Below are 12,531 nucleotides of genomic sequence, written 5' to 3'. Positions count from 1 at the left end.
AATCACCCCACAATAGTCGGACAAACAGCTAAAAGGCGCAAGGGGATAGCGTAATCGACGATTGCATATTCCACTGCTCAGGGAGGATCCGCTCCTCTCCTGTCACCTGAACGATATCGGTAAAGAGAATATCCCTGGAAGATCTTCCAATGGAGATTTCAAAGGCCCCCGCCTCGACAACCCTGGCGAAATTCCCCTTGGTAAAGTTCAGCATATCGACAGGAACGGCAAAGCGAACAAGCGTCGACTCACCTTTTGCGAGGTATACCCGTTTAAAGCCTTTAAGCTCCTCTACGGGGCGTACTCGTGATGCATACAAATCGCGGACATATATCTGAACGACCTCTTCCCCCTCCCGTTCACCGCTGTTTCGCAGGATAAAGCTTCCGGTAATCTCTCCCTCTATGGCCACCCTTGTATCGTCAAGCCGGAAATCATCGAAAGAAAAGCTGGTGTAATTCAGTCCGTGGCCGAAGGGATAGGTGGCCCCGAAATCGAGCTGAATGGGGGTACCTGCCGACTTTATTGTATGATTGTAGAAGAAAGGCATGGCCCCTGCTGCTTTAGGAATGGAGACAGGGAGTTTTCCGGACGGATTCTGCCTGCCGTACAGGATATCTACGACTGCCTGCGCCCCCTTCTGCCCGGGAAGCCACGCCTGAAGGATGGCGCTGCATCGCTCGGAGGCAAGGTCCAGGCTATAGGGGCGTCCGCTCAGCAAAACGAGTACCACCGGTTTTCCAAGGCCGAGCAGCTCCTCAAGAAGTTCCTGCTGAACCCCGGGCAAAACAAGAGAACTGGCATCAGACCCTTCACCGACGGTTCCTGCAAGAAAGAGCCCGGCAAGATCGCCGAGGGCAAGGACAACGACATCGGCGGACCGAGCAGCCGCTAAAGCCGAGGGGAAACCTGATCTGTCATGGCTGACATAGGAGTGTTGGACACTACCATCGAGATGCGCATCACCGGGAAAAACCGGAGCATCCTTCGGTCGCTGAGAAAGAATGTCGCAGCCCTTTGCATAAGAAAAGAGTGATCCCGGAACCAATTCAAAAATCTCCTTCAGGGTCCTGACTCCTTCATCCCGCTCATCCAGGGAACTCAAAATATGGTGTACGGGAAAGGAGTAGCCGCCGAAAAAACAGAGCGGATCATCGGCAAGGGGACCGATCAAGGCGATCTTCTTCCCTTGATCAAGGGGAAGTATTCCTTCATTCTTGAGAAGGACCATCGATTTCACCGCAGCCTCGTAGGCAAGCTCAAGATGCTCATCACTTCGCAGGGAGATTGCATCGACATCGGCATAGGGGTGTTCAAAGAGGCCGACTCTAAACTTTTGCTCAAGGACCCTCGTCACACACCCGTCGACAAGGGAAACGGGGAGATCCCCCCGTTCGATCGCAGCAAGGGCCCCGCTTTTATAACATTCGTGCCCGGGTAATTCGACATCAACCCCGGCTTCTATTGCGAGACAAGCGGCGGAGGCAAGATCCTCGGCGACCCGGTGATCGTGATAAAGCTGCCCAATTCCCGAATAATCAGAAACGATAATGCCGTCGAAGCCCCACTTTTCGCGGAGGACCTCCCGCAGATAGGTGAGAGAGGCGTGCATGGGAATGCCGTCGATATCATGATATGCCGGCATAACGGAGGCCGCATGCGCCAGCTTTACCGCCATCTCAAAGGGAAGCAGCATAACATCATTCAACTCGTCCTGACCCATTCGCACCGGGGCATGATTCCTCGCCCCCTCGGAAAAGGAGTGGCCAACATAATGCTTCAATGTTGCAAGCAGTCTCCCGTCTTTCCCTTGGAAGCCCCGAACATAGGCGGCAGCAAGGGAACCGACAAGATAGGGATCTTCCCCCATGGATTCCTCGGTCCGTCCCCAACGGGCATCCCTGCTGACATCGAGCACCGGAGCTAAGCCCTGCCTGCTGCCTACCGAGTAGAGTTCATCGCCAATGGCCTTTGCGATTTTTTCCACCAGTCCTTCATTCCACAGGGCCCCAAGGCTGATGCCCGACGGAAAAAAGGTCGACCCCTTTGCCATGAGTCCGGCCAGGCACTCCTCGTGTGCAAGTGCCGGAATACCGAGTCGTGTCCCTTTAACGAGAAACTCCTGTATCGAATTGAGCGCCTTCACGGCGGTACGGGCATCAATCGGCTGGCTTCCCAGAGGCCGGGTTATTTCCCCTACTCCCTCTTTCAGCAGTTCTTCAAAGCGGACCGGTGATTCGGTCACGGCCATACCCGTATGGTCCTTTAGCCAGAGGCTGCCGTCCGGCCTGATGTTGAACCAAACCGAATACATCTGGGCCAGCTTTTCATGGATCGTCATTTTGTTACATAATGTCAAAGCCTTATCATGATAGTCTTGCAAGGTAGTACTCCTAAAAAATGCTAACCCTTTACGGCTCCGGCGGTCAGGCCGGCAACAATATAGCGCTGGGCCGAAAAATAGAAGGCAGCCATCGGGATAATCGAAATGGTGATAAACGCCATAACCTGGTTCCACCCGGTGGTAAACTGTCCCTGAAACTGCATGATTCCCAGGGGAATCGTGAACTTACTCGAATTGTCCAGAACAAGCAGAGGAAAAAGAAATTGGTTCCAACTCTGGATAAAGGTGATGATCGAAACGGTGGCGACAACAGGCTTGGATATCGGAATAACGATTTTAAAGAAGAAGGTGAGTATGCCGCCGCCGTCTATCTGGCAGGCATCTTGTAATTCCCGGGGAACATCCTTGAAAAAGCCGGTAAATAAAAAGATGGCCATGGGTAGCCCGAAGGCCGCTTCGGCCAATATCACACCCCCTTGCGTTCCGAGCAATCCCAAATCCCGTAGCTGAAGGTAGAGCGGCAGGACAGCAACCGTTATGGGAAACAACATTCCCATGATGAAAAAATTATAGATCAAGGGCCGTCCCTTAAAGGGTATCCGCGAAAGTGCAATACCGGCAGCCATAGAGAAAAGATCGACAATAATGATTGTCGAAACAGCTATGACAACCGAATTGTACAGAAAGCCCCAAAACTCTCCCGACTTTCCAAGTACAAGACCGAAGGCCGTAAGATCAAAGGGCTGCGGTATGCCGAAGGGATCGGATAGCACCTGTCCGTTTGTTTTAACGCTACAGATGATGACGGCATACATGGGAAAAAACATGGCTACGGCGATGAAAAGCCCAAGCAGGAATTTCAGCGAGGACCGTTTTCTCCCGGACAGTCGATGATGTGATACTTGTATGGATAAGTTTTTCGCCATTACTTCGACTCTCCAACGATATATTTTTGATAAAAGAGATTAAACACCAGGCAAATCAGGAAGATAACAATTGCCACGGCGCTTCCGTATCCAAAGGCAAAACGTTTGAATCCGAAGTTATACAGGTAGGTCACCAAGGTTTCGGTCGAATGAACCGGCCCGCCCTGTCCCATGGCCCAGACAACATCAAAGATATTGAAGGCGCCGACAACGGAGAGGAAAACGGATATGACTATGGTATTGCGCATGCAGGGAATGATGACATGAAAAACAACCTGTAATTTCGATGCCCCATCGATAATCGCAGCCTCCTCCAACTCATCGGGAACATTCTGAAGACCTGCTATGTAGAGAATCATGTGGAAACCGATATATTTCCAGAAAATGACGATAAAAATCGCGGTAAAGGCGTGTTCGGTACTTCCAAGCAGGGCAATCTTCGTCTCTCCACCGCTTACAAAGGAGGCGATCATGGTCGGAAGTCCGAATTCCGGATTATAGATAAATTTCCAGATGATACCGATTGCGATTTCTGCCAAAATATAGGGAAAAAAATAGATACCACGAAAAAGCATGGAACCGGGGAATCGCTTTCTGCCGATCAAGAGTGCAAAAAAGAAGGCGACCGGGAGCTGCAAAAGCAGGGACAGGATTACCACTTTCAGATTGTTCCAAAGAGCGGTCAGGAATATATCCTCGCCGAACATTCGAAAAAAGTTCCCCAATCCGACGAACTGCTCCAGAGGGCCGAGTCCCTTCCATCTATACACGGAGTAATGACCGGCCTGTATGACAGGTACGACGACAAAAAGCAAAAAAAGCAGAAAGGCAGGAGTGATGAGCAGGAAAACAAGGCCGGCTTTTTTCACCGAGTATATCGTTTTGTTGTTTAAAGACATCATGGTGATTGTATTTCCTTGTGGGCAAGAGGACCTCTCGAAGGAGGCCCTCTTTTTCACAGCATGGCTATTTCTCGGCCTGCCAGGAGTCGTCGATCATGGTCGCAGCTTCTTCCGGGCTTGCCTTTCCCGCAAGTAGGGCCATAACCGCATCCTTGATTGTCTCCCCTACAGATGGAGGCAGAAACTGATCATAGTACAGCTGATAATAGTCTGCACCGGCAACCGCCTGGGCAATTTTCACTGCATTTGGATTCGATGCAAGAACCTCTTCGGCCCCTTTCACCACGGGAATAATGCCTTCTATCTTATGCAATTCCATGTTATTCTTTTTGGAAAGAAAGAATTTCAGGAAGTCAAGGGTCTCTTCGGGAGCCTTTGCACCGATCACATAACCGTTGCCACCTCCCATGACGTCGCTATTTTTGCCGACACCGCCGGGGACCGCAGGAAACGAAAACCAGCCGAGGTCATCGCCGATTCCCTTTCCGCTCTCGGAATTGGCAGATTGGACAGCCGGGGCCCACTGGCCCATGAGTTCCATGGCGGCCTTTCCGTTTCCCATAAGGGCGCTCTCATCATCATAGGTCGAACCGAGGAAACCGGTCTGAAAAGGTTCCAAAGCGGCAAGATCGAGAAGCATCTCTCCCGCCTTCACGAAGGTTTCATCCTTAAAAGAACCCGATCCGCCATAGGCGGCGTTGAAGGCCTCCTGCCCACCGATTCTCATGGCAAGATAGACCCACCAGTAATGGGCAGGCCAGCGGTCGCCGCCCCCGAGGGCGATGGGAATGTATCCCGCAGCCTTTGCCTTCTTTACGATGTCGAGTAATTCGGGCCAGGTTTTCGGGACATCGGTCCCAAGTTTGGCAAAGATGGCCTTGTTATACCAAAGTCCTACCGCCCCCATGTCGTAAGGCGATCCATAGTATTTCCCGTCGTAGCCATACACACCCAGAGCACCGGACCCAATTGATGAGGAAAGCTCTCTTTCTGCAAAATCCGTTATGTCCTTGAGGGCCCCTACCTGAGCGTACTCAACCATGACGCCGCCACCCCAGGAATGAAAGATGTCTGGCGGATTGCCTGCCTGAATCGCAACCTGGACCTTTTGTTTAAAGGCCTCGTTTTCAAGCATGGTCAGTTCGATATCTACGTTCGGATGTGCCGCTTCATACTCTGATATAAGATCGCGGCGATAGGTTTCACGCACATCATCGGCCCCGCCACCGCCGGAAAGGGCCCACCAGGTAATGGTTGTTTTTCCGCTTTCGGCTTTTTTCTCGCTTTCACCACCGGCAAAAAGCGATCCGGTAACAACAAGGCACAATACAAGTGAAATCATAATACTTGTACGTCTGTTCATGCAGAACCTCCTCAAATTTTTCACAATATTGAAATTATGTATCTGTAGTTGATTCTAAGGGATAGGGTGAATTTGTTCAGCAGACAAAAGGCCTGAATTGGTATAGGTGATTTGACCTAGGCAGATAGTAGTGTTATGAATCGTGGTGATGGAAAAACGTAATCAGGAAGCTAATTACTACGCCGTAACATCTACCGTCTCGGCACCGGTAATTTCCTGAAGGACCTTGAAGGTAACAGGCACACCGGTTGCATCGGTGCCGGCTGCAGGATAGATCGTGTCCCAGGCAAGGAGGCTCTCATCAAGAAAAATCTCAACCCCATCAACGCCGAAAGGCGTAACACCACCGGGAGAATAACCGGTAACTCGAAGGGTATCATCCCCTGTGGCCATGGAACACTTGACCCCGGTCAAACGCTTCATTTTTCCGGAAGCGATTTTTCGATCTCCTGCGCAAACCACAAGAAAATAACGGTCATCTTTTCCTTTTAGAAGAATCGATTTCGCAATCTGCCCGACTGAGACACCAATTCGGTCGGCTGCCATTTGGGCAGTCGGGGTGCTGCCCGGTTCAAATTCCAGGGCCGTGAGCTGGTGAGCATCAAGAACTGAACGCACTTTTTCCGGTATCATGTTTCTGCCTCTCGCATAGAAGATGGGAAGAGTGTATCCGCCAGCGGCGATGTATGCAAGAAGCCGAAAAAGAGACAGCTGATCTTTGATTGCTATTCATCCGGTTTATTCATATACTCAAGAAACAGATATCATGCAGATAACAACTATTTTCGCGGGGAAAAATCTCCGTAAGTTCATATTTTCCGTTATTCCCCTTCTGTTTTTCCTTTTTTCACTGGTAGTAATAAGCAAGGTACTTCATCAGGTCCATATCGAAGAAATCAAACGACAAATTGCCTCTATTTCCTTCGATCGAATACTCTTGGCCCTACTGCTGACCCTGGTCGGATATATCGTACTTACCCTTTATGATGTTCTATCACTACATGTTATCGGCAAAAGGCTGAAATATTCCCAAACGGCACAGGTCTCATTTATCAGTACCGCTATTTCCTATAACGTGGGAATGACCCTGCTTTCTTCCGGTTCTCTTCGGTTTCGGCTCTATTCACGCTACGGGTTGCTTCCTATCGATGTAGGCAGAATTATCCCGCTTTGTTCGCTCACCTTTTGGTTGGGATTTCTTCTCATCGGTTCGGGAATATTCGCTCTGGGGAATGTTCAGCTGCCTGGCTGGATTCCTTTGACACCATGGGGTGTCCGCATCGTCGGGGTGATCATGTTTCTCTTGGTGGTCGCCTATCTTGTCCTGGTCGTATCAGGCCGTCCGATAAAAATAGCTAAGCTGCAGTTCCCGCTGCCCAAGCTTCCGCTTGCCCTGCTGCAGTTTGCAGTCAGCAGCGCCGACTGGCTCCTGGCAGTCGGAGTCTTTTATGTGCTTTTGCCCCATTCGGTAGAGGGAATATCGTTTTTTACGGTCACCGGAGTCTTTATGGCCGCTCAGGTGTTCGGCATCATCTCCAATGTCCCCGGCGGTCTCGGTGTTCTCGATTCGGTTCTGATACTCTATCTTTCGCCTCTCATCGGCCCGCAGCAAAGTGCGGCCTATGTATTTGCCTATCGTCTCTTTTACTATCTTCTTCCCTTTCTGGTCGCGCTGATCATGCTGGTCATCCATGAAATAAGAGCCAGGGCCGAAATCTTCGAACGGGTCCCACGCTTTTTCTTTCGGGGAATAACAACACTGATTCCTCCGATTTTTGCAGCTCTTGTCTTCACGGGGGGAATTGTACTTCTTTTTTCCGGTGTGACACCGGAGATTAACCAGCGCATGAATCTGCTGATAGAGGTCATTCCCCTGCCGGTAATAGAAATGACCCACTTCTTCGCCAGCTGTGCCGGAGCGATGCTCCTGCCACTTGCGTATGGGCTGCTGAAACGGAAAAATGCCGCTTACTATCTCTCCCTGGTGATGCTCTTGTTGGGTTCACTCTTTTCCCTGACAAAGGCCCTCGATTACGAAGAGGCAATCACCCTCTTCGTAATGTTCCTGCTCCTGTTGCCCTGTCGCAAGTATTTCTACCGGGAGACATCCCTGACAAGTCAATTCTTTAGTACCGAATGGATCGTAGCCATAGCAATGACCATTATCACGGTAGTGTGGCTCGGCTTCTTTTCCCATAAGCACGTGGAATACTCCAGTGACTTATTCTGGCAGGTGAGTCTTCACGGTTACGCCCCACGTTCTCTGCGGGCAACGGTGGGGATCATGCTGGTCCTTTTGGGGGGCGGCATTGTCATGCTTATTCGATCTCCCAAACCCTCAATTGCCTTGCCCGGCAAGAAGGAGATGGAACAGGTACGGCAGATCCTTGCCGAAGTTGAGGGGACAGGTGGCATGCTGGCACTATTGGGAGATAAAGAGTTGCTGTTCTCTCCCAGCGGTAAGAGCTTTCTCATGTATGGAATATCGGGAAGGACCTGGACGGTCATGGGAGATCCTGTTGGCGATAAGCAAGAGGGACGGGAACTCCTATGGCGGTTGAAGGATCTCAGTGACCGCTATATGGGATGGCCGGTGCTCTATGAGGTGGGAACCGCAAACCTCTCCACCTATGCCGAAATGGGGTATAGTTTTTTCAAGATCGGAGAAGAGGCACTGGTCGATCTGAAAAACTTCTCTTTGGAGGGCAAAGAAGCCAAGAAATATCGGTATACCCTCAACAAACTTGGCTCCGAAGGGTACCGGTTCACGGTGCTGCCCTCCGGGGAGGTAAACGACCATCTGCAGCAGCTGAAGCAGGTTTCCGATGCATGGCTCGAATCGAAACAAGCCAAGGAGAAAGGATTCTCTATGGGCTTTTTTGACGAAGCATATCTCAGGCAGACTCCCTGTGCCCTGGTCTTCAAAAACGATGAGCTTGTGGCCTTTGCCAATATCTGGCGAGACGGGACGGGCCATGAGCTCTCCGTGGATCTTATGCGCTACCTACCATCTGTTTCGGATAATATCATGGATTATCTCTTTCTAAATCTTTTTGCATGGGGAAAGGAGCAGCTTTTTTCCCGTTTTAATCTGGGCATGGCGCCCCTTTCCGGCCTCGAAAACAGGGCCCTCGCTCCGGGATGGAATAAATTGGGAGCTCTAATCTATCAACATGGAGAGGCTTTCTATAATTTCCAGGGAGTGCGTCAGTACAAAGAAAAATTTCACCCGTATTGGGAGTCCCGATATATCGCCCTGCCGCCTCGTGTCGGCCACTACCTCATCTTTATTCAAATCGCCTCACTCATCTCCGGAGGTATCCAGGGGATTATAACCAAATAACCTCTTGGCCAAATCGGCATTCACTAATAGGTATCTCTTTTTATTGAAGAGAACAATGTAACCAAGCTATCCCAAAGAGACTCCGTCCTCTGTAGAATATAATGTAGATAACTTTTCAGGATTCCGTATCAAGCTTAAGTCTACAGAATAAGAATATCATCGTTTTCTTTAGAGCTCTTTTCAATTCACAATCAAAAGATCGATTACATCGGCACACGTGTTGACCAAAAGGGATAGCTTAGTTTTCCCATTCAGCCGCACTTTCGCGAACAATGAGATTATTGGAAACAAGCACACGTTCCGGATTGAGGTGATATCCCAGATTCTCTGGTCTATTGGACACATCCAGCTGATTTACAATAAGTTCAACAGCCGCCCGTCCTATCTGGTTTTTAGGAGGATCAATTGAAGTGAGCTGAGGCCGTATTATCTGCCCCAGGCTGAGGTCGCCATAGCTAACCACCGAAATATCCTGGGGAACGTGAATCGCTAATTTGGAAAAAATAGGAAAAAGCTGGATAGGAATCAGATCTGTCGTACAAATAAAGGCTGAGGGAAGCCGATTAGCTTCTTTCAACCTCTCGATGTAGGAATAGAGATCATTTTCATTTGCCATGCTAAATTTGAAAAACCACTCTTCCTGAAATGAAAGCGCACTATGCCTCATTGTGTCGATAAAGGCCTCTTCCCTATCCCGAATATTATAGTTAATCGTATTGATACTAATCAGACCGACCTGCTGATGCCTAAGTTGCTTAAGATAGCTGAGAAGAAGTGCCATCCCCGATCGATTATCAACATTGATGAAACTGTATTTCAACGAGGGATAAAAAGTATCGATAAAGACAATTGGTATGTTAATGATTTCAAAGATACCAAAGTCTGCCTCTGATTGAAGATCGGAGCCCATGACAATAATTCCCGATACATCGGTGAAGCCTGCCAAAGCCATCTTTAGCTTTTCTTTGTCGAGATCGTACAACGATATGGTTTCAAGAAGGATGTTGAGTTCTCCACATCGTTTCTGTATTCCTCTTAAATAAAAACTCTTAAACTCAAAAAGCTTAGGTTCTGAAATGAAGGAATCTCGCACAACATCAATACAGCAAATTCTCGTTGTTGCATCACCAGTGGGGATATCAAACCTTCCATATCCAAGCTTTGAACAGGCAGCAAGAACCTTGTTCCGAGTTGTCTCACTAATTCCGGGTCTTCCATTCAAGACAAATGAAACAGTCGATTTGGAACATCCAGCCAACTGAGCGACATCCTGTAGTGTAGCTTTTTTCTCCATACGCTATTAAACCCTTTAAACTTAATTTAGTCAACTTTTATTAAATTAAGTTTGACATATAATTAAACCAGCCCTATAATCACTTAACCATTTCAACACGGAGGATTTTATGCTAAAAAAAATCAAAGATCAATTTACAACTTCATCACTTGTGTTGATCCCAATAGCCGTCGGGATTAATCTTCTGGGGAACTTTATTGCCAGCACGCTCAAACTGCCTGTCTACCTAGACCTGATCGGTACGACCATAGCAGGAGCCATCGGAGGCGGTGCAATCGCAGTTGCAGTTGCAGTTTTTTCATCATTATTTCAGGGTTTGTTCATCAATCCGATCTATTTCCCCTTCATGATTGTCAGTGTCGTAAATGCATTGGTTATCGGATACTGTGCAAAAAGAGGCTTCTTTCGATCATTAAAATTAGCCATTATTCCCTGGATCTCCATCGTAATTGTCTCTACAATCGTTTCTTCATTCGTGTCCATTGTTGTATTCGGGGGTGTCACAGGCGCAACCGGTTCATCAGTGTTGACCGCAACCTTTATGGCAGCGACTAAAAACATTGTAAAATCGGTAGTCTCATCCACAATTATTGTCGAATCACTTGATAAGGGTATTGCCGTTTTCATATCTGCCATTGTGTTAAAGAAAATTCCGGCAAGTATGCTGAATCAAAAACAACACACCGAAGAGGACTTTTAAGTAGTAATCATGGCTGAGAAAAGCATATTTTACGAACGGAAAGCAACACCAGTCCACAAGCTCAATCCAATAACAAAGCTATATGGATTACTGTGGCTTTTGCTACTATCTTTTATCTGTTCCAGTATATATACGACACTTGTGGTCCTGGCCGTTATTATTGTTTTCTCGGCGCTGGCACATTCGTTTCGGCAGACATTTCGGCTTGTAGCGGCAATTATTATTCCAATATTTCTTTTTTTGTCAGTTATTCACGGATTTTTGAACCCAAAAAACGAAACAATTCTATATTCTTTTTCAGTTCTCGGTATTACCGCAAAGCTTGGAAAAGAAGGGTTGATGGTAACCTATAAACTTGTTAGTAAACTTTGTTTAATTCTGCCCTCTGTCTTTCTTTTTGTAAAAACGACAAGCCAAGAAAGGCTGATGCCGAACCTTATAAAAAAGGGAGTTTCACCGTCGGTGAGCTACCTTTTTTTGGCAACGTTGAACGTCTTACCGTATATGCGGAGCAAAATGGACACCATCAAAATTGCCCAAGAAAGCCGTGGAATATCAATGGAGGGGAACCTCCCAACACGTATCAGGGCCTTTCTTCCCCTTCTTATGCCCCTGATACTTTCTTCTCTCACGGATATTCAGTCTCGCAGCGTGACCTTGGAAGTAAGATCTTTTGGTGTCAGTAAAACGGTCTCAAGCCTTTACGACTTAGCTGAGAAACCTGTTGATAAGATACTACAGCTATGTTTCATAATGAGCGGAGCACTTCTTTTTGTGTTGTGGCTGCTCTTCAAGATAGGAGTGTTAAGATGAAACAGATGATTAAAGTCGAAGGGCTGAAGATACGTCACTATCGCAGAGATTCCCATATCGATGCGGTGAAAGAAATAAGTTTCTCCGTCGATGAAGGAGAATTCATCAGCGTATGCGGCTTAAACGGAAGCGGAAAGACTTCACTCCTATCCGCTCTTAACGGACTCATTCCTCATTTCTATAAATCGCGGATGAAAGGACGAGTGACGGTTGCCGGCTTGGATACAAAAGAACACACAGTCGCAGAACTATCCAGAAGTATTGGTTTTGTATTCGATAACCCTTTCAACCAAATTTCCTACACCACGGAAACAGTTCGACATGAAATCGCTTTTGGTTTGTGTAATCTCAACATCAAGCCGTCTGTCATAGAAAAGCAGGTTGAAGAAACTGCCGAGCTTGTTGGTATCACTCACCTTCTCGATCGATCTCCTCTCGCTCTCTCCGGTGGTCAACTGCAGCGAATAGCCATCGCTTCGGTCATTGTTATGAAACCGAATATTATCATGCTTGACGATTGTACCTCGCAACTTGACCCTTTGGGGTCCCAAGAAATTTTCAAGGTCATTGAACGGCTTCGTAGCAGAGGGATGACGATCATCTGTGTCGACCATGACATTGAGCGGGTTTGTACCTATGCCGATAAAATTCTCTTACTGAGCAAGGGAGAACTCAAAGCATATGGAACACCACGAGATGTTTTGTCGGACCCATCGATGCGTGAATATGGTCTCAAGACACACGACAGCTATGAGATAGCAAAAATCCTCTACGAAAATGGAATAAAGAACGCAAAAGGGTGCCTAACCTATCACGACCTAAAACAAGGGATTGCGGGATAAGTGT

At 48.0% G+C, this 12,531-nt stretch carries 10 protein-coding genes; 4 read left to right on the top strand and 6 right to left on the bottom strand.

Annotated elements, in window-relative coordinates; all coding sequences use genetic code 11:
* Positions 1-28: 28 nt before the first annotated feature.
* The 5 genes from F459_RS0112205 to F459_RS0112185 all read right to left on the bottom strand — a co-directional run bounded on the left by F459_RS0112205 (position 29) and on the right by F459_RS0112185 (position 6,168).
* Positions 29-2,383 carry a glycoside hydrolase family 3 N-terminal domain-containing protein gene (locus tag F459_RS0112205; protein WP_020613008.1) on the bottom strand — a complete coding sequence of 785 codons (2,355 nt, stop codon included), beginning with the start codon at positions 2,381-2,383 and terminating at the stop codon, positions 29-31.
* A 20-nt stretch (positions 2,384-2,403) separates the two neighbouring features.
* Positions 2,404-3,270, bottom strand: coding sequence for a carbohydrate ABC transporter permease (locus tag F459_RS0112200; RefSeq protein WP_020613007.1), 867 nt, complete (start codon positions 3,268-3,270; stop codon positions 2,404-2,406).
* Positions 3,270-4,169: a carbohydrate ABC transporter permease gene (locus F459_RS0112195; protein ID WP_245540166.1), complete on the bottom strand. Its 900-nt coding sequence runs from the start codon at positions 4,167-4,169 to the stop codon at positions 3,270-3,272. The genes F459_RS0112200 and F459_RS0112195 overlap by 1 nt, the downstream gene beginning before the upstream one ends.
* 67 nt (positions 4,170-4,236) lie before the next feature.
* Positions 4,237-5,535: an ABC transporter substrate-binding protein gene (locus tag F459_RS0112190; RefSeq protein ID WP_020613006.1), complete on the bottom strand. Its 1,299-nt coding sequence runs from the start codon at positions 5,533-5,535 to the stop codon at positions 4,237-4,239.
* 177 nt (positions 5,536-5,712) lie between these two features.
* Positions 5,713-6,168 carry a YbaK/EbsC family protein gene (locus F459_RS0112185; protein WP_020613005.1) on the bottom strand — a complete coding sequence of 152 codons (456 nt, stop codon included), beginning with the start codon at positions 6,166-6,168 and terminating at the stop codon, positions 5,713-5,715.
* A 133-nt stretch (positions 6,169-6,301) separates the two neighbouring features.
* Here F459_RS0112185 and mprF point away from each other — a divergent pair, with 133 nt between their 5' ends.
* Complete coding sequence (gene mprF / locus F459_RS0112180; protein ID WP_026295016.1) at positions 6,302-8,878, top strand: bifunctional lysylphosphatidylglycerol flippase/synthetase MprF; 2,577 nt, start codon at positions 6,302-6,304, stop codon at positions 8,876-8,878.
* Positions 8,879-9,116: 238 nt separating this feature from the next.
* On the opposite strand, the gene F459_RS0112175 is transcribed toward mprF, so the two are convergent.
* Entirely contained in the window at positions 9,117-10,172 is a 1,056-nt protein-coding gene (locus tag F459_RS0112175) for a LacI family DNA-binding transcriptional regulator (protein WP_020613003.1), read from the bottom strand.
* Positions 10,173-10,281: 109 nt separating this feature from the next.
* Here F459_RS0112175 and F459_RS0112170 point away from each other — a divergent pair, with 109 nt between their 5' ends.
* The 3 genes from F459_RS0112170 to F459_RS22270 are packed head-to-tail and all read left to right on the top strand — an operon-like array spanning position 10,282 to position 12,527.
* On the top strand, positions 10,282-10,872 hold the full coding sequence (locus tag F459_RS0112170) for a hypothetical protein (RefSeq protein WP_020613002.1): 591 nt from the start codon (positions 10,282-10,284) through the stop codon (positions 10,870-10,872).
* A 9-nt stretch (positions 10,873-10,881) separates the two neighbouring features.
* On the top strand, positions 10,882-11,685 hold the full coding sequence (locus tag F459_RS0112165; RefSeq protein ID WP_020613001.1) for an energy-coupling factor transporter transmembrane component T family protein: 804 nt from the start codon (positions 10,882-10,884) through the stop codon (positions 11,683-11,685).
* The gene (locus F459_RS22270; protein ID WP_020613000.1) at positions 11,682-12,527 is read left to right on the top strand and encodes an energy-coupling factor ABC transporter ATP-binding protein; all 846 of its coding nucleotides are present in this window, start codon (positions 11,682-11,684) and stop codon (positions 12,525-12,527) included. The genes F459_RS0112165 and F459_RS22270 overlap by 4 nt, the downstream gene beginning before the upstream one ends.
* Positions 12,528-12,531: the final 4 nt, after the last annotated feature.

The organism is Sediminispirochaeta bajacaliforniensis DSM 16054, assembly GCF_000378205.1.
Taxonomy (GTDB): Bacteria; Spirochaetota; Spirochaetia; order DSM-16054; family Sediminispirochaetaceae; genus Sediminispirochaeta; species Sediminispirochaeta bajacaliforniensis.
Note: the sequence above shows the minus strand (reverse complement) of the source record. Positions and strands in the feature narration are given on the sequence as shown.